Genomic DNA, 20,649 nt, shown 5'->3' with positions numbered 1-20,649 from the left:
GCCGGCAACGGCACAGCACACGCAATCAGGATGGTTGGCTAGACATGTATCGTATTGGCGTCGACGTGGGCGGAACGTTCACCGATTTTACCCTGCTCGAGCAGGAGAGCGGAGAGATCCATTTCTTCAAGACCCCCTCGACCCCGCATGACCCGTCCGAGGCGATCGAGAACGGCCTGCGGGCCATGCTCGAGGAACTGAGTTTTTCGGCAGCCGATGTTGTCTATCTCGGTCATGGCACCACGGTGGCGACCAATATCGTCATCGAGCGCCGCGGGGCCAGGACCGGGCTGATCACCACCAAGGGTTTTCGTGATGTGCTGGAACTGGGCCGCCAGGCGCGGCCGTCGATCTATGACTATCGCGTCGAAAAGCCGCCGGTGCTGATCCCGCGCGATCGGCGCGTCGAGGTGGCCGAACGCGTCGGGCCGGATGGCGAGATTATTGTCGAGCTGGACGAAGCAAGCCTGCAGCAAGCCGTCAGCAAGCTGGCGGCACAGGGCGTGGAAAGCGTAGCTATTTGCTTCCTGCATTCCTACCGCCGGCCCGAGCATGAACAGCGCGCCAAGGCCGTGGTGGCCGCGGTCATGCCCGATGCCTATGTCACGCTGTCCTCGGAAATTCTGCCCGAATTCCGCGAGTTCGAGCGCATGTCGACCGTGGCGGTGAATGCCTTCGTCGGCCCGAAAATGGGCAATTACCTCCGCCAGTTCCGCGACCGCGTCAAAGGCGCCGGCGTGCCGGTGGAACCCTATACGATCCATTCCAATGGCGGGCTGATGTCGATCGACACGGTCTATGCCAATCCGGTGCGCACCTGCGTGTCCGGTCCTGCCGCGGGTGTGGTTGGCGCGGCCGAAATCGGGCGCACGGCAGGTTTACCCAATCTCATCACCTTCGACGTTGGCGGCACCTCGACCGACGTGTCGCTGATCCATGACGCAACGCCACTGTTCACCAGCGCGCGGCTGGTGGCCGGCTATCCCGTCAAGACGCCGATGCTCGATATTCACGTCATCGGCGCGGGTGGCGGTTCGATCGCGGCGATCGACGACGCCGGTTCGATGAAGGTCGGGCCGCGGTCAGCGGGTGCGGCGCCGGGGCCAGTAGCCTATGGTCGGGGCGGTACAGAACCAACCATCACCGATGCCAATCTCTGCCTTGGCCGGCTTGATGCCAATACGCTGCTGGGCGGGCGGATGCAGATCAACCTCGATGCGGCGCGTAAGGTCATCACCGACGCCATAGCCACGCCGCTGGGGTTGACGATGGAAGAGGCGGCGCATGGCATCATCCAGATCGCCAATGCCAATATGAGCCGCGCCATTCGCTCCGTGTCGGTGGAAAAAGGCTATGACATGAGCGAGTTCGCACTCTGCGCCTTTGGCGGGGCGGGGCCGTTGCATGCGGCCGAAGTGGCAGTCGAATGCGGATTGCCGCGGATTCTCCTCCCGCGCGAGCCGGGCACGCTTTGCGCCCGCGGCATGCTGCTCACCGATCTCAGCTCGGACTATGTCCGCTCCTACTTCGCCGATTGCACAGCGGAGAATTGGGCCACGGTGCTCGACCTCTTCACCACCATGGAACAGGACGGCCAGGACTGGCTCGACAAGGAAGGCGTGCCGGCCGAGCGCCGGCGGTTCAAGCGCGTGCTCGACGCGCGCTATCGCGGCCAGAATTTCGAGGTGAAGGTCGATTGCGACGGCATCGGGCCTGACGATCTCGCCGAGCTGCAGGAGCGGTTCCACGCTGCCCATGTCAAGGAATATGGCTACGATATCCGCCATCGCGCCATCCAGTTCGTCTCGGCACGGCTGCAGGCGATCGGCGAAGTGCCCAAGGCGCCGCAGGCCAAGGTGGCCGGTGGCGTATCGCTTGACGGCGCCCGCAAGGGATCGCGGCCGGTCTACATGGACAAGAACCATGGCTGGGTCGAAACGCCGATCTACTGGCGCGGCGACCTGCCCAGCGAGACGGACTTCTCCGGCCCCGCCATCATCAACGAAATGAGCGCCACCACGCTCGTCCTGCCCGGCCAGACCTGTCGCGTCGATGCCTGGGGCAATCTCATCGTGAGGACCGCAGCATGACCCAGGACCGTATCGCCGACCCCATCGCCATGGAGGTGTTTTCCAACCGCCTGCTGGCCATTGCCGAGGACATGGGCTCGATCCTCATCCGCTCTTCCTTCTCATCCAATATCAAGGAGCGCCGCGACTGCTCGACGGCGCTGTTCGACGAGAAGGGGCGGCTGATCACCCAGGCCGACCATATTCCGATCCACCTGGGGGCAATGATCGGCGCGGTGGAGGCCATGCTTGGGCGCTACAAGCTCGAAGACATGGCGCCGGGCGACGCCTTCATTGCCAATGATCCCTATCTGGCGGGCGGCAGCCATTTGCCGGATATTTCGATCATCACCCCGGTGCACCAGGACGGCAAGGTGCGCTTCTTTGCCGGCAATATCGCCCATCATGCCGATGTCGGCGGCAAGACGCCGGGCTCGACCTCGGGCACGTCGCGCTCGATTTTCGAGGAGGGCATTCGCCTGCCGATCATCCGCATCGCGCGGGCCGGAGTGATCGATGAGGATCTTCTCGAACTCATCGCCCACAATACCCGCGACCCGGAGGAGCGCCTGCTCGACCTGCGCACCCAGGTCGGCACCAATGTGCGCGGCGGCGCCATGCTAGTGCAGCTCATCGAGCGGATGGGCTGGCCCGCGGTGAAGCAGGCCATCGAGGATATTCTCACCTATACCCGCCGGCGGCTCAAGAATCGCGTGGCGGCGCTGCCCGATGGCGTCTACCGTTTCGAGCGGGCGATGGACGACGATGGTTTCCCCGGCATTCCGGTGCCGATCGTCTGCACGGTGACGATTGCCGGCGAGGAGATCGCCTTTGACTTCGCCGGTTCCGGGCCGCAGGCGCGTGGGGCCATCAACCTGCCGGACAGTGCGCTGAAGGCCTCGATCTATTATTGCGTCAAGGCGGTGCTCGATCCGGGCCTGATGCCCAACCAGGGCATTATCGACCCGATCAAGATCACCGCTCCACCGGGTACGATCGTCAATCCGACAGCGCCGGCTGCCGTGGCGGGGCGCGCGGTGACCTCCAACCGGCTGTGTGGCGCGGTGTTCGGGGCGCTGTATCAGGCCATGCCGGCCGAGCGCGTCATGGCATCGTGCAATGACTCGACCTCGGCCGTGTCGATCTCGGGCTGGCATGCCGGCCGCCAGGCGACCTATGTCTATCCCGAAAGCATGGGCGGCGGGGCCGGGGCGTTCGGCGATCGCGACGGCATGGATGCGGTGCATGTGCACACGGTCAATTCCACCAACCTGCCGGCCGAGGCACTGGAGCTAGAATATCCGCTGCTGCTGGAGGAATATTGCCTGGTGCCGGATTCTGGTGGCGCCGGCAAGCATCGCGGCGGCATGGGCATAGCCCGGCAAATCCGCGTGCGCGAGGACAATACGACCTTCTCGGCGCGCTCGGACGCCCATATCATTCCGGCGCTCGGGGTGTTTGGCGGCAAGAGCTCCAATGTCACCCGCATCCTGCGCAATCCTCACACTTATGGCGAGGAGGCGCTGCATTCCAAGGCCTCCGGCCTGACGCTGATGGCGGGCGAGATCATCCGCGTCGAGACGCTGGGCGGTGGTGGCTATGGGGATCCGGCGGAGCGGGCACTGGTCGACATTGCTGCCGACCTGCGCGAGGAAAAGATCAGCCGGGCTGCCGCCGAGCGTGACTATGGCGGCGACCGCGTCGATGCGGCGCTGAAACTGGCCTGATGGCAAGCCGCTGGCTGGATCAGCCAGCGGCCATTTTATGCGACGGTCCGGACTGCGGCGATGACCTCGTCGATCTCATCCAAGGTGAGCTGCGGCCCGATCGGCAGTCCGAGCAAGCGTCTGGCTGAGTGCTCGGTGGCCGGCAGGGTTCCGGGTCCCAGATTGTAATCGGCGAAGACCGGCTGCAGATGCATGGGCGGGGCATAGGTCAGATTGGTGGCGATGCCGCGCTCGGCGAGCCGTGCGGCGAGGCCGTCGCGATCCTCGGCCTCGATGACATAGTTGCGCCAGGCGTGCTGATAGCCGGGCATTGTGCCCGGCAAATCGATGCCGAGGCCGGACAGACCATTGTCGTAGCGGTCGGCCTGGGCGCGACGGTCGGCCAGCATGGCGGCCAGGTCGGGCAGCTTGGCGCGCAGGATGGCCGCCTGCATTTCGTCGAGCCGCTCGTTGAGGCCATGGGTCTCGTGATGCAGCCCGCCCATGCCGCCGGGACCATGCATGGCATAGTGGCGCGACCGATCCTGGCCATAGGCCGAAAGCTTGCGCATTGTTTCGGCCAGCTCGGCGCTTTCGGTCAAAGCCGCGCCGCCGCTGCCAAAACTGCCCAGATGCTTTGAGGGCGCGAAGCTGAAGCAGGTGATGTCGGCAAAGCTGCCGATCTTCTGGCCGTTGATCCTCGCTCCAAGCGCCAGGCAAGCATCTTCGACGACGACGAGGTTGTGCTGGCGGGCGATGGCCACAATGGCGACCATGTCGGCCGGGTGGCCATAGAGATCGACGGGCAGGATGGCGCGCGTCTTAGGCGTGATCGCAGCGACGAGGCCGTCCAGCGCCATGGTCTTGCTCTCGGCGTCGGTATCGACCCAGACCGGGCGGGCGCCGGTATTGTGGATGGCCGAGGAGGAGGCGATGTCGGTATTGCCGACGGTGATCACCTCGTCACCTGGACCAATGCCAAGGGCCAGCAGGGCCACCTTGAGCGCTGCGGAGCCCGAATTGACGCCGACGGCGTGACTGGCGCCGTTCCAGGCGGCAAATTCGGCTTCGAAGGCCGGGACTTCATCGCCCCAATCGAAGCGTCCACTGGCGATGACCCGGGCGATGGCGGCGTCGATCTCGGGCTTGCGGCGCTGATAGAGGCGCTGATGGTTGTGAAAGCGGACAGCCATCACCGCGCCTTGGGCAGGTAGACGATTACTTCGACTTCGACCTTCACCTCGGGCGAGCCGAGGCCGCCAATGATGATGCCGCTATGGGGCGGCCGGTGGTCGCCGAAGAACTTCTTGCGCTCGGCACTGATGGCGGGCGAGTCGGCGCGGTCGGTGAGAAACACCATGATCTTGACCACGTCCTGCGGCGTGGCGCCGATATGGGCCAGGATGCGGCCGATGTTGCGATAGACCTGCGCCGCCTGCGCCCCGGCATCGCCGATGCCGACCCATTGGCCATTTTCGTCGCGGGCAACCTGGCCAGCCACATAGGCGAAGTCGCCGGCGATGGAGACATGCTCGTAATTGGCCGCCGGGAAGACGTCGGGCGGGCTGGTCAGGGTAATGCCGGTGCTCATGGCTAGAGCCTCCTTTTTCCGGATTGGTTGGCAATCACTGCGTCAAGCAGCGACGGGTCGAAATGCGGCGATGCCTCGCGTGGGCCGCTGTCTGCGAGCTGGCGCACGCGCTCGGCGGTTTCCTTGGTGCTGTAGAAGTAGGTGAGGAGGTCCCCGTAGAGCCGTTTGAACAGAGCGGGCTGGGCCTGCTCGAAGGCTTTGATGCACTTACGGCGGCCTGAGACGGGCGTTGCGGCGAGCTGAACCAGCAATTGGTCGATCATCTCAAGATTGGCCTCAGCAAATGACTGCTTGAGATTAGAAATGTAGCCATTAATGAAGATATTATAGTCAGAACTATTAGTGCATTCAGGGATCAGTTCGGAATGCAGATATTTGATATTGCTGATGTTGATATTGCGAAATTGCTCACGTATGTCGGTCATGTGATTTCCAGTCTGCACGAGATTTGTCATGCGCGATTTGAATGCCGAGGTTGTTGTTATTGGTGCGGGGCCGACGGGCGCTGCCGTTGCCTGGCGTCTGGCCAGTCAGGGCGTGGACGTCATCTGCATCGATCGCGGTGGCTGGTTCGACTACGACGGCATCCACCGCGATGCGGCCGACTGGGAAGCGCGGCGCGGCAGCGTGCTGCATTCCAATCCCAATATCCGCCGCGGCGCCCATGATTATCCGGTCGATGACGTGGATACGCCGATCAAGCCGATGATCGGCAATGGGGTCGGCGGCAGCTCGGTCTATTGGTCGGCGCATGTGCCGCGGTTCCGGCCAGAGGATTTGCGCATCAAGACGCTCGACGGCGTCGGTGACGACTGGCCGGTCAACTATGACGATCTGGCCGAATACTATGCACTCAACGAGGACCGCTGGGGCGTGGCCACCTATCCGGGCGACCCTTCGGCAGCGCCACATGGCGAACATGCGCTGACCCTGCCGACCATCGGCGCGCATGGCCGACGTGTCGCGGAAGTGTTCGATAAGCTGGGCTGGCACTGGTGGCCGGTCGACCTGGTGGTCGGCCGCGATGGCGACGCGCCGGAAACCAGCCATTGCACCCATATCGGCCCCTGTGACCTCGGCTGCCCCAGCCGCATTCGCTCCGGCGCCGACCGCGCCTTTGCCCGCGAGGCCATTGCCGCCGGCGCGCGCTTTGTCATCGGGACGCGGGTGCTGAGGCTCGATCACGATGCGCAAGGCATGATCACGGCCGCCATCTGCCGCGATGCGGAAGGTGACTTCCGCATCAGCGGATCGCGCTTCGTCATCAGCGGCAATGGCATGGGGACGCCACGCCTGCTGCTGCTCTCGGCATCGGAAATGTTTCCAGATGGCCTGGCCAACCGGTCGGGTCTCGTCGGGCGCAACCTGATGCTGCATCCCTATGCCCGGGTCGATGCGCGCTTTGACGAGCCGGTGGGCGCCTGGGTCAGCGGCGAGAAAGCGGGTCTCGTGTCGTTCGAATTTTATGCCACGCGGGCCGAGCACGGTTTCAAGCGCGGGCTCAAGCTGCAGCTGACCGGCGGTCCCGGGCCGCTGGCTCTGGCCAAAGGCGCGGTCTATGGCGACATGCTGCCTTGGGGGGCAGAGCACCATCGGGCCTTCGAGCGGCGCTTCGATCACACCTGCGGTTTCACCGTCTGCGCCGAGGATCTGGCCGATCCGGACAACCGGATTACCCTGTCGGGCGTGCTCGAGGATGCCGATGGGCTGCCGGCACCGAAAATGACCTATGCGCTGTCGGAGAATTCCCGGAAAATTCTGGATTTCGGCATGGCGCGGGCGGAAGAGGTGCTGCGTGGGGCAGGGGCACGGGAGATCTATCGCACGCCGCTGCGCTCGGAAGCCGGGTTTCACATCATGGGCACGGCGCGCATGGGCGATGATGCGCAAAGTTCCGTGGTTGATGCCTTTGGCCGCTGTCACGACGTTCCCAACCTCTTCCTCGCCGATGCCAGCGTTTTTGTCACCTCGGCGGCGATCAACCCTACGGCTACGGCACAGGCCCTGGCGCTGCGCACGGCCGACCATATCGTGGCCACGCGGCACGCCTGAGCGTACCGCAAAGCCACTCTGACAATTTTGAGTTTGTAATACAAGCATACAGTAGACTATCCTGCTGAAGCCGATCACTTTGGATCGCGCCAAAGAGGACATTTGCCTTGAGATTGAATGGCATGGTCGCGATCGTGACCGGTGGAGCGGGCGGCATGGGGCGGGATACGGCGCTGCTGTTCGCCAGGGAAGGCGCGTCGGTGGTGGTCGGCGATGTCGATATTGATGGCGGCGCATCGCTTCTCGCCGAAATCGCGGCGGCAGGCGGCAAGGCCGTATTTCAGCGCACCGACGTGGCGGTCGAGGCGGATGTGGCGGCGCTGGTTGCCAAAGCCGAGCAGAGCTACGGCAAGCTCGACACGATCTTCAACAATGCCGGGATCGAACAGCCGGTGACGGCGTCGGACGAGATCAGCGAAGAGCTGTTCGAGCGCGTCATCGACATCAATCTCAAGGGCACGTTCTTCGGTTGCAAGCACGCCATTCCCGCGCTGCTGCGCAATGGCGGCGGCACCATCGTCAACAATTCCTCGGTCAGCGCTTTCGCCAATGTCGGCGGCAACCTGAGCTATGCGGCGTCAAAGGGTGGCATCATGTCGATGACCCGCGTCATCGCCATCGAATATGCGGCACGCAACATCCGCTGCAATGCGATCAATCCGGGCGTCATCGACACCGGCATGAACCAGCGCAACAAGGCCAAGGCCGCAGATCCCGATGCGATGGAACAGAAGTGGCGCTCGATCACTCCGTTGGGCCGGATGGGCACCGGCACCGAAATCGGCGAGGCGGTGCTGTTTCTCGCCTCGGCGCAGTCGTCCTTCGTCACCGGTATTGGTCTTGTCATCGACGGCGGAAGGATCGCGACATGAGCGGACAACTTGCAGGCAAGATTACGGTTGTTACCGGTGCAGCCCGCGGCTTGGGTCGCGCCGTTTCGCGCCTCTATGCCATGGAGGGCGCGACGGTATATGCGCTCGACATGCTGGGCGACGAACTGGCAACGCTCACCTCCGAGCCCGGCGATATCCGCACCATGCGGCTCGACCTGACGGACGCCAAGGATGTGGAGACGGTCTTCGCCGCGATCCAAGCGGAAGCCGGCCATATCGACGTGCTGGTCAATAATGCCGGCATCATTTTCTACCATCCGGTCGAAGAGGTGACGGTCGAGGATTGGGACTGGCTGCTCGGCGTCAACCTGCGCGGACCGTTCCTCTGCACCCGCGCCGTTGCGGCCGGCATGAAGGCGCGCCGAGCAGGGGCCATCATCAACGTCTCCTCCAATGCCGGGATTGTCGGCGGTTTCGAGGAGTCGGTCTATTGCGCCTCCAAATTCGGGCTGGAGGGCCTGTCGCGGTCGCTGTCCAAGGAATTCACGCCGTTCAACGTCTCGGTCAACACCATCACGCCCGGCCATCCGATGCATACGCCGATGAGCGAGACGACCTATTCGGCCGAAGTGCGCAAGATCTGGAAGGATCCGATGGAGCTGGCGCCCGCCTTCGTCCACCTGGCCCTGCAGGACGCCTCCGGCATCAACGATCAGCGAATTCGCGCCTGGGACATGGTGCTCGAACTGCAAGGAAAAACCGCATGAAACAGCTTTTCCTGGCCGACAAGGTCATCGACGGCAGCGGCAGTCCGTCCGTGGAGCAGGGTGCGGTTCTGGTCGAGAAAGGCAAGGTAATTGCCACTGGCCGGCAGGCCGATATCGGCCGTCCTGATGGCACCAATGTCATTGCCCTGGCTTCGGGATCGACCCTGATGCCCGGCCTGATCGACAGCCATGTGCACCTCGCTCATGGCGGCTCGGGCGATCCCAAGGTCCTCCGCGCCGAGAAGATGGACGTCTCCTATCCCGCCATGGCGCTGCGGGCGGCGGCTCATGCCCAGGCGTCGCTGGTGCATGGCTTTACCGGGCTGCGCGACATGCATGCGCCGGGGGGCATTGCCATCGACCTGCGCGATGCGATCGACCGCGGTGACTTGGTCGGGCCGCGGCTCAGCGCCTGCGGGCGCGGGCTGACGGTCACCGGTGGGCATATGGATCCACCGGGCTATGCCGATCATGTCAGCTTCGACAATTTCGCACATGCCTGCGACGGTCCAGACGAATTTCTCAAGGGCGTCCGCATTGAGGCGCGTCGCGGCGCCGATTTCATCAAGCTCAATACGGCGGTCGGCTCGCGCAAGGTGAAGGGCGTCTACTGGCGGCCCGAGATGAACCCGGCGGAAATCCGCGCGGCCTGCGACGAGGCGCATGCCCAGGGGCTTTACGTGGCTTCGCACACATCCGGCGGGCCACCGCTGACTGCCACGGTGGCCAATGGTGTCGACTGCGTCGAGCATGCCCATTGGATCGACGACGAATGCATCGACCTGATGGCCGAGCGCGGCACCTATCTGGTGCCGACCCTTCTGGTCAATGAGCGCAACTTCGAAGTGGAGCTGCCGCCCGGCAAGACCCTGTCCGACTGGGCCCATGCCTCGCGCGAGGCCAAGTGGGTGTCGCTGGAAAAGGCCCGCAAGGCGGGCATCAAGGTCGGCTCGGGCACCGATGCCGGCTTCATGGTGCCGCATGGCAGCATGAACTGGCGCGAACTGGCCCTGCTGGTCCAGGGTGGCTACACCGAAATGGAAGCCATCGTCTGCGCCACGCGGGTCAATGCCGAGTTGATGACCCTCAATGCCGGCCTGCTGGCCGAGGGACGCGTGGCCGACATGCTGGTGGTGGCCGGCGATCCGCTGGCCGACATTTCCGTGCTCGGCGATGTAAGCCGCCTCACCGTATACAAGGACGGTTTCAAGGTGGCCGAAGCGGGCGAGCTGATTTCTTCCTTTCCCGGCGAGGTGGCCGCATGAAACTGATCCGAGCCGACAGACTGGTTGATGGTACGGGCGCGGCCGCCATTGAAAGTGCGGCAATCCTGATCGACGAGGATCGCATCAAGGCGGTTGGCCGGGCCGCAGACATTGGCGTGCCCGAGGGCGCGGAAGTGATCGATACGGCCCCGGGCACGACGATCATCCCCGGGCTGATCGATACCCATGTGCATCTGGCCTATAGTGGGGCGGTCGACCTCGATGCGTTTCGCGTCGAGACGACGATGACGCATTATCCGGCCATGGCCCTGCGGGCGGCGCGCTATGCCCGCGAGACGCTGGAATATGGCTTTACATCGGTGCGCGACATGCATGCGCCGGGTGGCACGATCATCGACTTGCGCAATGCCATCAATGCCGGCCAGATCGAGGGACCGCGCATCAAGGCCTGCGGCCTGGGCCTGACGGTCACCGGTGGCCACATGGACCAGCCGGGCTTTGGCGATCACATGATGTTTCGCGACATGAATGCCAATTGCGAGGGGCCGGTAGGCTTTCGCGCCGGGGTGCGCGAACAGCTCAAGCGCGGCGCCGATTTCATCAAGCTCAATCCCTGCGTGGGCTCGCGCCGCGACAATCGCTATTTTCGCTTCGAGATGACCGTCGAGGAAATCACCGCAGCCTGCGACGAGGCGCATGAGCAGGGCGCCATGGTGGGTGCCCATACCTCGGGTGGCCCGCCGCTGACGGCGGCGATCCGGGCGGGTTGCGACACGGTCGAGCATGCGCACTGGATCGACGATATGACGCTCGAATATATGGCCAAGCATGGCACCTATCTGGTGCCCACGCTGGCGGTCAACGAGGCGTCCTCGGCCTATATCCTCGAACAGCCCGGCACATCGGCGCGCAGCCTCAAATGGGCAGCAGACTCCGAAGAAGCCAAGTGGGAGCGGCTGACCCGCGCCAAGCGCCTCGGGGTCAAGGTTGCCTCAGGCTCGGATGCGGGCTTCTTCCTCGACCACGGCAAGGGCAATGGCCGTGAGATCGAACTGCTGGTGCAGGGGGGCTACAGCACGATCGAGGCGATCCATTGCGCCACCGCGGTGGGTGCCGACCTGATGCAGATCGACGCCGGACGCCTGCTGGCCGGCAAGCTGGCCGACCTGATCCTCGTGTCCGGTGATCCCACGGCCGACATTTCCATCCTGCGCGACAAGGCGCGGCTGTCGGTGTTCAAGGGCGGCAGGCCGATTTCGAAACGCCTGCAACTGGCTGCATGACAAAAGGCCCCGGTTTCCGGGGCCTTTTTATCCGGACCGCAATAAAAAGGGCCCCAAACTATTCTGTTTGGGGCCAGGTCAGGAGAGTGGGCTTAATGTGGCAGCGGCACGCTGACCGTATGGGTGCCGCCTTTTTCGGATTTGCTCGTGACGGTGATCGCGGCGCCCGACGGAGCCTTGACCAGCCATTCCGCGGCCCTGGTCGTTGCCGACCATTGCTGGCCCCAGGGCGACCACGGATAGAGCCGCTCATTGCGGCCGGCCAGATTGCCGAGTTCGGCGGTGACCGGGTTCATCAACACTTCGCCGCCAGCGATGGCGATGGAGACCAGCACCGGCTTGGCCACCTTGTTGACCACGGCGACATTGGACAGGTTGGTCGGCAGGTAGCCGTGGTTGCCCACTTCGGCGCGCACCTTGTAGACGCCGTCGCTGATCGGGGTCAGCTTGACGTCGTCGACGCGGACCAGCGGCGCGGCAGCGGCATGCTTGAGGTTGAACAGCACGTTCTTGTGGCACATGTCCTCGAGCAGGAAGCCGGGCGGATTGCGATAGGTCCAGATATTGACCATGCCGCCGATCTCGATCTTGCCGAGCTGGGGGTGGTCATAGGGCTTCCAGTCGCGCCAGCCCTTTTCGGCCATATGCAGCTTTACGTAGTCATAGACCAGTTGCTGGACTTCCTCATTGCGCGGATAGAGGTTGTAGAAGCCTTCCTTGGGCACGCCGGCGGTGCGTTCCAGATCCCAGAGCTCGGTGCCGAAGGAAATGATGCCCATTTCCTCATAGGTCCAGTCCATCAACCCGCCGCGGCGGACCTTGGATTTGTCGGGCGTGAACTCCTCGTAGATCGAGACGGTCGGATAGCCGGTGATCTCGGTGCCGACCTTGCCGATCTCCTTGTAGAGATTGATGTCGGGCGCGCTCATGGCGCTGTCCGGCTTGGTCATCGACGGGCGCAGGATGATGCCGCCATGGGTGTGATAGGCGCACATGCCGCAGATATTGGGATGGTCGAGGATAAAGCGTGCCATGGCGGCGGCTTCGGGCTCGGACATGGGATGTTCGCCCGCGCCATATTCCTGGGGTGACCAGTTGGTCGGGAAGTTGCGGTTCATGTTGCCGTCGAAGGGCTTTTCGACCTTGACGTCGACGCCGTCGTAATTACGGACGGTGCCCTCGGGATACATGCGGTAATACTGGCCGCCATCCTCGCCCGGCTTGCGCTGCACCATGATGTCGGGATTGGTGGCGCTCTTTTTCCACTCGCCCTTGCTGTCGGGCACGCGCATCCAGACGATGAAGCCGTCATTGTCGATGTCTTCGGGGATCAGGCCCTCTATGCGATCAAAGCCGGGCTGGAAACGGCCATTGCCGCACCAGTTGTAATAGGGCGCCACCAGCGACAGTTCGGCGCCATCGGGATTGATGCGGGGGATGATGTAGAAGGCCTGGCTATCGACGAGCCGGGTGACCTCCTCGTCCTTGCCATATTGGGTCAGTAGGTGAAACACCGCATAGAGCGCGACGGCGCTGGTGGCATGTTCCTCGGCGTGGATTTGGCCATCGATGTAATAGCCCGGCTTGTCCAGCGCAGCGCCGGTCTTGGGATTGTTGATCTCGATGACCCAGACGTCTCGCCCCTCGAAGGACTTGGTCATCGAGGTCATGGTGGCCAGCTCGGGATAGGCATCGACCAGCTGGCGCAGGCGATCGGTCATTTCAGCATAGGTGTAGTAACGGTCGAATTTGACGTCGAGGGCAGTCATGACCAGGGTCCTTGGTAATGCAGTTCGGCAGATGGGCTAGACGCCCGCGGTGCGGATACAGGCGCTGTAATGGTCCGGCGCTACCTGCTTGAGCGGCGGCACGATGCTGGCGCAGTCGGCGATGGCGATAGGGCAGCGGGTACGGAAGACGCATCCGGATGGCGGATTGATCGGGCTCGGAATGTCGCCCTTGAGGATGACGCGTTCCTTGCGTTCGGTGATGTCGGGATTGGGCACGGCCGAGAGCAGCGCCTGCGTATAGGGATGGTTCGGTACCCGGTAGAGCGCGCGCGTCGGCGCGATTTCCATGATCTTGCCCAGATACATGACGATGACGCGGTCGCTGATGTGCTCCACCACCGCCAAGTCGTGGGCGATGAACAGCATAGTGAGGCTGAACTTTTCGCGCAGATCGTCCATCAGGTTGATCACCTGCGCCTGGATCGACACGTCGAGCGCCGACACCGGCTCGTCGGCGACGATGAACTCCGGCTCGACGGCCAGAGCGCGAGCGATGCCGATACGCTGGCGCTGCCCGCCGGAGAATTCGTGCGGGAAGCGGTTGATGTAGTCGGACGACAGGCCGACCTGCTCCAGGAGGGCAACGATGCGGTCGTCGCGGTCGGAGGGCGTGCCGATATTGTGCAGCGCCAGCGCATGACCCAGTACCGTGCGGATCTTTTCGCGCGGGTTGAGGCTGGCATAGGGGTCCTGGAAGACGATCTGCATGCGCTTGCGATAGCGGCGCATCTGCGGCTTGTTGAGGCGGTTGATATCGGCGCCGTCGAAGTCGATGGAGCCCTCGGTGGCCTGTTCGAGGCGCAGGATGGTGCGGCCGACCGTGGTCTTGCCGGAGCCGGATTCCCCGACGAGGCCCACCACTTCGCCGCGGGCGATGTCGAAGGTCACATCATTGACGGCTTTGACGTGATTGACCACGCGGTTGAGCACGCCGCCCCGGATGGGAAAATATTTCTTGAGGTTGGCCACATGCAGCAGCTGGTCGCGGCCCTTGGCCGGCTGCTCGGCGACTTTCGGATCGGAGGACATGATCATGCTGTTGCCTTCACGGTCAGGAGGTCGAGTTCGCGCCAGCGGATGCAGCGCACGCTGCGCCCGCTGTCGAGCACTTCGAGTGGCGGTTCTTGGGCGGCGCAGGCTTCGGTGGCGAAGCTGCAACGGGTGCGGAAACGGCAGCCGCTGGGCAGCTTGGTGAGGAGGGGGACATAGCCCGGGATGGTCTGGAGGCGGACCTTTGTCTCGGACTTGCCCATGCGCGGGATCGACTGCATCAGGCCCGATGTGTAGGGCATCAGTGGCTTGGTGAAGATCTCCTGCACCGTGCCGGTCTCGACCACCTGGCCGGCATACATCACCACCACGCGGTCGGCCATTTCTGCCACCACACCCAGATCATGGGTGATGAAGACGATGGCCATGCCGAGCTTTTTCTGCAGCCCTCGCATGAGATCAAGGATCTGCGCCTGAATGGTGACATCGAGCGCGGTGGTCGGCTCATCGGCGATCAGCACGCTGGGTTCGCAGGAAAGGGCCATGGCGATCATGGCGCGCTGGCGCATGCCGCCCGACATTTCATGCGGGTAGTTATTGGCGCGGCGGCGCGGTTCGGGAATGCCGACCAGCTCGAGCATCTCCACGGCGCGCTCATGCGCCTTGGTCTTGTTGACCTTCTCGTGCTGCATCACGACTTCGGCGATCTGGGTGCCGATGGTATGCACCGGATTGAGGCTGGTCATCGGCTCCTGGAAGATCATGCCGATGTCGTTGCCCCGGATGGCGCGCATCTCGTTTTCCGGGATATCAACGATGTTCCTGCCGCGCAGCTTGATGGTGCCGCGCGAAATGCGGCCGACCTTTTTGGGCAGGAGCCGCATGATCGAAAGGCTCGTCACCGACTTGCCCGAGCCGCTCTCGCCGACGATGGCAATGGTTTCACCCGGCCGCACGGCAAAGCTGACGCCGTCGACGGCTCGGACATCCTGGCCTTCACCGACGACAAAACTGGTCTGCAGGTCATCGACCTCAAGCAAGGGGGCAGCTGGATCGGCTATCTCTGTCATCCTTGGCGCTCCGGGGTTAGGGTCATGGATCAGGCCCGCATGGCAGCAGACGCCGCCCTGGTCGTGGTTGAGGGGCTGGTGTAGCGGCCCCAGCCGGCCTCGCCGACGATGCCGCCGTCAAAGACGGTGCGGCCCGCGACAAGCGTCTGCGTCACCCGACATGCAAACCGCGCGCCATAGTAAAGTTGGGCAACATCGCGGGCATGAGTGAAGAGGGTCTGCGGCGTGATTTCGGTGGTGCCGGCCATGTCCACCAGCACCAGGTCGGCATCGGCGCCGACCGCGATCCGGCCCTTGCCGGCCAGCGAAAAACGATCAGCAGCATTGCCGCTGAGCAAGGCCATTGCCTGTTCCAGCGTCACCTTGCCCTGCGCGACGGCATCAAGCATGGACGGCAGCAAGATCTCAGAGCCGGGTGTGCCGGGCGGGGCATTGAGCCAATTGGCAATGCTCGCCTGCTTGTCGGCAAAGGAGAAGGCCGCGTGATCGGTGGTGACATGGGTGATGATGCCATCCGCAATGGCCTGCCACAGCGCATCCTGGTCGGACTGGTTGCGGACCGGCGGATTGATCTTGGCAAAGACCCCGGCCTTGCGCACGTCGTCATGGGTGCGGAACAGGTAATGCGGACAGGTCTCGGCCGAAAAATCCGAGGTGCCGGCAAAGCGGCGCAGCACGTCGACGGTCAGCGCGCTGGTCACATGGGCAATGTGCAGCTTGGCCCGGGCGGCGATGTTCATGGTCAGGAGCTTGGCCACGGCCACAGCCTCTGCCATTGCGGGGCGCGCATCGAGATGGGTATCGGCATCCGCCAGGTCGCGGCCGACGAGATCTGCTTCACCGGCAGCGATGATCTGCGCGCTTTCGGCATGCACCACGATCGGCAGGCCCGTCTTGGCCGCGGCCTTGAGAGCGCGCAGCTGATCGCCCTCATCGGGGAAGGAGAGGCCGAAGAACTCGTCGTCCCGGCCTTCGGGAGCCACGGTGGTAAAGATCTTGAAGGCGACAATGCCGGCGGCCCGCATGGCCTCGACGCTGGTATCGGTCAGATCGCCCGGTGCCGCATAAAGGCCGAAGTTGATGAAGGCGTGTTCCGCGAAATGCGCCCGGCGGATTTCCACCCTCTCGGCCGAGTTGCAGCAGGGCTTTGAGATCGGCATTTCGAACAGCGTCGTCACACCGCCTGCAGCGGCGGCGCGGGTTTCGCTTTCCACCGTGCCGCGCTCGGGAAAGGCCGGGGCGCGGACGTGGAAGTGAATATCGATGGCGCCGGGCAGCAGGTGCTGTCCGCTGCCATCGATGGTGATGGTGGCATTGCCCTCGCCGCGGGGCAGGAGGGCGGCAATCCGTCCACCGGCAATACCGACGTCGAGGTCCAGCAGGCCCTCGGGCGTCAGGACCTTGGCGCCCCGGATGACACTGTCATAGCTGGCTGTCATTTCAGTCCCAGTTCTGTCAGGGCCTGGGCAACGCCATCCAGGTTGATCAAATGCATGCTGGCGTAATTGGGGGCGAGGACCACCCCATCTCCGCCGGCGCAATAAGTCGCCATCACCGAGCGATAGGCGATGTCGGGGGTCATCTTGGCGGTTTCCGCCTTTGTGCGCGGGGCATCGACGCCCAGGCCCATGAAGACCTTGGCCTTGCCTGCGACGCCCTTTACGGCATCGGCGCATTGGCCATGGACATAGGTATCCGGGTCCATGCCGGCCGCGATGACCTCGCCAAACGGGGCTTCCTTGAGGCCGAGGATCTTGTAGAGGACGGCGGCTGCCTCATCCGGATTGAAATCGCGCAGGATGGTCTTCTGGAAGAAGCCGAATTCCTTGGTGAAGACTTCGCCGGCCTGATGCTGATAGGTGATCGGCTTGACCCAGTCGGCATACATGGTCTGCTCTTCCCACGGCCACTGGGCACGGCGGAAGATGTTGAAATGGTTGCGGTTCCAGACATTGAGCCCAAAGCTCATGCCCGGCTTGCACCACTTGACTAGGCCATAGAGCTCGCGATCGAGGTCCTTGTTGCGCTCGAGCCAGAACCGCTCCCAGATCAGAGCTTCCGGATTAGCCAGCAGTATGCGGATGAAGGTGATGAAGGCGCCATCGGCAAATTCCTTGCCGTTCTTGGCGTCCTGCATGAACTCATAGAGGTTGATGAGCGCACGGCGGCAGGCTTCCACATCGATGCCGCGTTCTATCGCTTCCTTGCGGGCATGGGTCGAGAAATCGCCGGGGGCGCCACCCTGAATCAGAGTATCGAGCGGGCTGTTGCGCTCATTGCACCACATGACGCCATCGATGTCGTAATTGCGCACCTGATCCTCGACCATGGAGAGGATCCAGTTGCGATAATCGGGATGGCTGGTTGAGGGATCGGAGCCGAGGCGGCCGAAGATGTCGACTTCCATGGCCTGGGCGAGGTTGGGGATATCGACGGTATTGGTCGAGCCGTGGCCGGTATATTTGAAGAATGGCTCCATCAATTCGATGAACACCTTCATGCCGCGGTCGTGGGCGGGCTGGATCACCATATCGAGGATGTCCTTGCCCTCGAACTCTGGGTCCTGGGCGCGGAAATTCTTGATGAAGGTGCCGGAATAGAAGCGCGGGTCGGGCTCGAAATACGCGCCGCCCTTCATGGCGAAGGGTTCGGGAATGCCGTGGTCGGGCCAGCCATCGAGCTTGTGCGAGATGGAGCGGCCGGTCTTGAGGCCGAGCCAAGACACGGTGCCGAGCATCAAAACGTTAACGCCGACGCGGTCCTTGAGCGTATCGAGCACCACATCGACGCCCTCGTCGAGGAAGCTGATCGGGCTGACCTGGATGCCGACGAATTTTTCGGCTGGGTTAGGCTTGCCGGTCATGCCGCGGCCTTTCCGTGCTTGGCCATGAAGCCCTTCATGCGCTCGACGGCGTCCTTGATCTTGTCGATCGGCTGCAGGAAGGACATGCGGATGTAGGAGGGATCGTGGTCGCCGAACATGGTGCCGGGGAACAGCATGACGCCGGTCTCGCGCAGCAGTTTTTCGCAGAAGTCGGGCGTGGTCATGCCGGTGCCCGAGACGTTGATATAGACGTAGAAGGCGCCGCCGGGATTGCCGAAGGTGAGGCCCATGTCCTTGAGCGCCGGTAGCAGGTAAGCGCGGCGCGCGGCATAGTCGTTGATCATCGCCTGGATCGGTTCCTTGGGGCCGGTTACGGCAGCCAAAGCGGCAAATTGCGAGACGGTGCAGGTATTGATCGAGAGCGTGTGACGGACTTCGGTGACCTTAGTGACGAAGTCGGCTGGCGCGGCGAGATAGCCTACGCGCCAGCCGGTCATCGCATAGGTCTTGGAGAAGCCATTGAGCGTGATGGTCCGCTCCTTCATCCCCGGAATGGTGGCGATGGAGAGGTGCTCGTTCCCCTCATAGATGATCTTGGCGTAGATCTCGTCGGAAACGATGAGGATGTCGTGCTTGATGGCCAGATCGGCGATCTTGCGGATGACATCGGGCGGGGTCACGGCGCCGGTTGGGTTGTTGGGCGAGACCAAGACGAACATCTTGGTCTTGGGCGTGATGCGCTGTTCGATCTCGTTGATATCGAGAGCAAAATCGTCCTTTTCATAGGTCGGGACCGGGATCGGCGTGCCGCCGGCCAGGCCGACGGCGGTGTCATAGGTCATGAAGCGCGGCGAGGTGATCAGCACCTCATCGCCCGGAGCAATCAGCGACAGCATGATGAGCGTGATGGATTCCTGCACACCGGCCGTGACGACAATGTCATCGGCGCCGTAGTCGAGGCCATATTCGGCCTTGAGGTCGGCGGCGATGGCCTGGCGCAACTGGGGCAGGCCGGTCGGGCCGGTATAGTGATGCTGGTTCTCGTCGATGGCCTTCTTGGCGGCTTCGGTGATATGGGCGGGCGTATGGAAATCCGGATCGCCGCGGCCCATGGCAATGACGCTGGGCAGGGTGGCGGCAATGGCCAGCATTTTGCTGCGGAAAGAGCCGTCTTCCTCGACGATGCGGCTGGTCAGTTTGTCTGCAATTACGCTCATATCAATGCATCCTCTTGCCAGCGATGAACGTCATCTGAACGCGTTCCAGCGCGTAGAAATCTTCATCGGGTTTGCCGTCGACGACGATCAGATCGGCTTCCTTGCCGACTTCGACCGTGCCGATTTTCTTGTCCATTTTCGAAAGCTGGGCACCGCGAATGGTGATGGCGCGGAGCGCATCCAGCTTGCTGGTGCAGACGCCGACCTCGACCATGAATTCGAGCTCGGGCGCTATCTGGTCATGCTCGACAGCCGGGCTGCCGGCATCAGTGCCGAAGACGATCGGCACGCCGGCCTTGGCAGCGCGGACGAGACCATCGAAGCGGGTCTTGTCGGCAACGGCCTTCTGGCGCTCGGCGATCTTCCATTCGGGAATGCCGAAGGCACGGGCGATCTCGGGCTTGGACTGGATGACCAAAGCCGAGAAGGTCGTGACTATCGGGATTTTCTTGTCGAGCAGCAGCTGGATGGTCTCGTCGCTCATCGAGCCGCCGTGTTCGACGCAGTCGACGCCGAATTCGACGACGCGCCTGATGCAGGCGTCATAGGTTGCGTGGGCGGTGACGGGCAGGCGATTGCGATGGGCTTCATCGATGACGGCTTCGAGCTCGGCGTCGGTGAATTCGAGCGTATCGTGGCAGGCCATGATCTTGATGAGATCGGCGCCGCCCTTGACCTGGTCGCGCACGGCACGACGCATTTCGTCGGCGCCCGAGGCTTCGCGACAGACCCAATAGGTGTGGCCGCCGGTCTGGATGATGCTCTCGCCGGAGACCAGAAGGCGCGGGCCCGGGAAGAAACCCTGGGCGACGGCCTGTTTGGCGAAGAGATTGGCATTGTGCACGCCAAGGTCGCGCACCAAAGTGACGCCGGCGCGCAGGGACTTCAGCATATTGCCGGCGGCCTTGTAGGCGCGGATTTCTGGGCTGTCATACATGGACTGGAAAGACAGCTCATGCACGCCGTCCCACGAGAGATGGCCATGCGACTGGATGAGTCCGGGCATGATGGTCTTGCCGCCGGTATCGGTGACGGTGAGGGTCGGCGTGCCCATTTCGGACTTTTGGCCGACACGGGTGATCTTGCCGCCGATGACTTCCACGAAGCCGTCCTTGATGATCTCGTCGCCATTGGCGGTGATGATGCGACCAACCAGAATCTGGTCGACCGGCTTCTGGTCGAACATCGGCTTGGTGATCTTGGTATAGTGCCAGGCTACGGGTTCGGGCAT

General features: G+C 63.2%; 17 protein-coding genes. 7 read left to right on the top strand and 10 right to left on the bottom strand.

Going from position 1 to position 20,649, the window contains the following annotated elements:
• Nucleotides 1-44: 44 nt before the first annotated feature.
• Entirely contained in the window at nt 45-2,090 is a 2,046-nt protein-coding gene (locus BM045_RS14690; RefSeq protein WP_092184539.1) for a hydantoinase/oxoprolinase family protein, read from the top strand.
• Nucleotides 2,087-3,796: a hydantoinase B/oxoprolinase family protein gene (locus tag BM045_RS14685; protein WP_092184537.1), complete on the top strand. Its 1,710-nt coding sequence runs from the start codon at nt 2,087-2,089 to the stop codon at nt 3,794-3,796. The genes BM045_RS14690 and BM045_RS14685 overlap by 4 nt, the downstream gene beginning before the upstream one ends.
• A gap of 35 nt (nt 3,797-3,831) precedes the next feature.
• Here BM045_RS14685 and BM045_RS14680 read toward each other — a convergent pair whose 3' ends face one another.
• Genes BM045_RS14680 through BM045_RS14670 form a run of 3 tightly spaced genes read right to left on the bottom strand, consistent with a single transcriptional unit; the run spans nt 3,832 to nt 5,791 of the window.
• Entirely contained in the window at nt 3,832-4,968 is a 1,137-nt protein-coding gene (locus BM045_RS14680) for a DegT/DnrJ/EryC1/StrS family aminotransferase (protein WP_092184535.1), read from the bottom strand.
• Complete coding sequence (locus BM045_RS14675; RefSeq protein WP_092184533.1) at nt 4,968-5,366, bottom strand: RidA family protein; 399 nt, start codon at nt 5,364-5,366, stop codon at nt 4,968-4,970. The genes BM045_RS14680 and BM045_RS14675 overlap by 1 nt, the downstream gene beginning before the upstream one ends.
• A gap of 2 nt (nt 5,367-5,368) precedes the next feature.
• Nucleotides 5,369-5,791 carry a hypothetical protein gene (locus BM045_RS14670; RefSeq protein ID WP_139198809.1) on the bottom strand — a complete coding sequence of 141 codons (423 nt, stop codon included), beginning with the start codon at nt 5,789-5,791 and terminating at the stop codon, nt 5,369-5,371.
• 28 nt (nt 5,792-5,819) lie between these two features.
• On the opposite strand from BM045_RS14670, the gene BM045_RS14665 reads away from it, so the two are divergent.
• The 5 genes from BM045_RS14665 (at nt 5,820) to BM045_RS14645 (ending at nt 11,527) form a co-directional block, all read left to right on the top strand.
• Nucleotides 5,820-7,418, top strand: a complete 1,599-nt coding sequence (locus BM045_RS14665) for a GMC family oxidoreductase (RefSeq protein WP_092184529.1) — start codon at nt 5,820-5,822, stop codon at nt 7,416-7,418.
• Nucleotides 7,419-7,540: 122 nt separating this feature from the next.
• A complete protein-coding gene (locus BM045_RS14660) occupies nt 7,541-8,290 on the top strand; it encodes an SDR family NAD(P)-dependent oxidoreductase (RefSeq protein ID WP_139198808.1) in 750 nt (249 codons plus the stop codon).
• Complete coding sequence (locus tag BM045_RS14655) at nt 8,287-9,018, top strand: SDR family NAD(P)-dependent oxidoreductase (protein WP_092184525.1); 732 nt, start codon at nt 8,287-8,289, stop codon at nt 9,016-9,018. The genes BM045_RS14660 and BM045_RS14655 overlap by 4 nt, the downstream gene beginning before the upstream one ends.
• Entirely contained in the window at nt 9,015-10,283 is a 1,269-nt protein-coding gene (locus BM045_RS14650) for a metal-dependent hydrolase family protein (RefSeq protein ID WP_092184524.1), read from the top strand. The genes BM045_RS14655 and BM045_RS14650 overlap by 4 nt, the downstream gene beginning before the upstream one ends.
• Nucleotides 10,280-11,527 (top strand): amidohydrolase family protein, encoded by a 1,248-nt coding sequence (locus BM045_RS14645; protein ID WP_092184522.1) that lies wholly within the window; start codon nt 10,280-10,282, stop codon nt 11,525-11,527. Before BM045_RS14650 ends, BM045_RS14645 begins: the two co-directional genes overlap by 4 nt.
• A gap of 92 nt (nt 11,528-11,619) precedes the next feature.
• On the opposite strand, the gene BM045_RS14640 is transcribed toward BM045_RS14645, so the two are convergent.
• The 7 genes from BM045_RS14640 to BM045_RS14610 are packed head-to-tail and all read right to left on the bottom strand — an operon-like array spanning nt 11,620 to nt 20,649.
• Nucleotides 11,620-13,296, bottom strand: a complete 1,677-nt coding sequence (locus BM045_RS14640) for a M14 family metallopeptidase (protein ID WP_092184520.1) — start codon at nt 13,294-13,296, stop codon at nt 11,620-11,622.
• 36 nt (nt 13,297-13,332) lie between these two features.
• Complete coding sequence (locus BM045_RS14635; protein WP_280139474.1) at nt 13,333-14,352, bottom strand: ABC transporter ATP-binding protein; 1,020 nt, start codon at nt 14,350-14,352, stop codon at nt 13,333-13,335.
• Nucleotides 14,349-15,377, bottom strand: coding sequence for an ABC transporter ATP-binding protein (locus BM045_RS14630; protein ID WP_092184516.1), 1,029 nt, complete (start codon nt 15,375-15,377; stop codon nt 14,349-14,351). Before BM045_RS14630 ends, BM045_RS14635 begins: the two co-directional genes overlap by 4 nt.
• A 29-nt stretch (nt 15,378-15,406) precedes the next feature.
• Entirely contained in the window at nt 15,407-16,816 is a 1,410-nt protein-coding gene (locus BM045_RS14625) for a dihydroorotase (RefSeq protein ID WP_092184514.1), read from the bottom strand.
• Nucleotides 16,813-18,240 (bottom strand): glycoside hydrolase family protein, encoded by a 1,428-nt coding sequence (locus BM045_RS14620; RefSeq protein ID WP_092184512.1) that lies wholly within the window; start codon nt 18,238-18,240, stop codon nt 16,813-16,815. Before BM045_RS14620 ends, BM045_RS14625 begins: the two co-directional genes overlap by 4 nt.
• The gene (locus tag BM045_RS14615) at nt 18,237-19,418 is read right to left on the bottom strand and encodes a pyridoxal phosphate-dependent aminotransferase (RefSeq protein ID WP_092184510.1); all 1,182 of its coding nucleotides are present in this window, start codon (nt 19,416-19,418) and stop codon (nt 18,237-18,239) included. Before BM045_RS14615 ends, BM045_RS14620 begins: the two co-directional genes overlap by 4 nt.
• 1 nt (nt 19,419) lies before the next feature.
• Entirely contained in the window at nt 19,420-20,649 is a 1,230-nt protein-coding gene (locus tag BM045_RS14610) for a metal-dependent hydrolase family protein (RefSeq protein WP_092184508.1), read from the bottom strand.

The organism is Devosia sp. YR412 (genome assembly GCF_900110945.1).
In the GTDB taxonomy this organism is placed as follows: Bacteria; Pseudomonadota; Alphaproteobacteria; order Rhizobiales; family Devosiaceae; genus Devosia.
This window is presented reverse-complemented; position numbering and strand designations above follow the sequence as displayed.

Coding starts and splice junctions, on each gene's coding strand:
- BM045_RS14620 (WP_092184512.1), bottom strand. CDS start 18,240: ATGACCGGCAAGCCTAACCCAGCCGAAAAATTCGTCGGCATCCAGGTC.
- BM045_RS14690 (WP_092184539.1), top strand. CDS start 45: ATGTATCGTATTGGCGTCGACGTGGGCGGAACGTTCACCGATTTTACC.
- BM045_RS14650 (WP_092184524.1), top strand. CDS start 9,015: ATGAAACAGCTTTTCCTGGCCGACAAGGTCATCGACGGCAGCGGCAGT.
- BM045_RS14685 (WP_092184537.1), top strand. CDS start 2,087: ATGACCCAGGACCGTATCGCCGACCCCATCGCCATGGAGGTGTTTTCC.
- BM045_RS14630 (WP_092184516.1), bottom strand. CDS start 15,377: ATGACAGAGATAGCCGATCCAGCTGCCCCCTTGCTTGAGGTCGATGAC.
- BM045_RS14610 (WP_092184508.1), bottom strand. CDS start 20,649: ATGCCCGAACCCGTAGCCTGGCACTATACCAAGATCACCAAGCCGATG.
- BM045_RS14635 (WP_280139474.1), bottom strand. CDS start 14,352: ATGATCATGTCCTCCGATCCGAAAGTCGCCGAGCAGCCGGCCAAGGGC.
- BM045_RS14680 (WP_092184535.1), bottom strand. CDS start 4,968: ATGGCTGTCCGCTTTCACAACCATCAGCGCCTCTATCAGCGCCGCAAG.
- BM045_RS14660 (WP_139198808.1), top strand. CDS start 7,541: ATGGTCGCGATCGTGACCGGTGGAGCGGGCGGCATGGGGCGGGATACG.
- BM045_RS14640 (WP_092184520.1), bottom strand. CDS start 13,296: ATGACTGCCCTCGACGTCAAATTCGACCGTTACTACACCTATGCTGAA.
- BM045_RS14665 (WP_092184529.1), top strand. CDS start 5,820: ATGCGCGATTTGAATGCCGAGGTTGTTGTTATTGGTGCGGGGCCGACG.
- BM045_RS14615 (WP_092184510.1), bottom strand. CDS start 19,418: ATGAGCGTAATTGCAGACAAACTGACCAGCCGCATCGTCGAGGAAGAC.
- BM045_RS14675 (WP_092184533.1), bottom strand. CDS start 5,366: ATGAGCACCGGCATTACCCTGACCAGCCCGCCCGACGTCTTCCCGGCG.
- BM045_RS14625 (WP_092184514.1), bottom strand. CDS start 16,816: ATGACAGCCAGCTATGACAGTGTCATCCGGGGCGCCAAGGTCCTGACG.
- BM045_RS14655 (WP_092184525.1), top strand. CDS start 8,287: ATGAGCGGACAACTTGCAGGCAAGATTACGGTTGTTACCGGTGCAGCC.
- BM045_RS14645 (WP_092184522.1), top strand. CDS start 10,280: ATGAAACTGATCCGAGCCGACAGACTGGTTGATGGTACGGGCGCGGCC.
- BM045_RS14670 (WP_139198809.1), bottom strand. CDS start 5,791: ATGACCGACATACGTGAGCAATTTCGCAATATCAACATCAGCAATATC.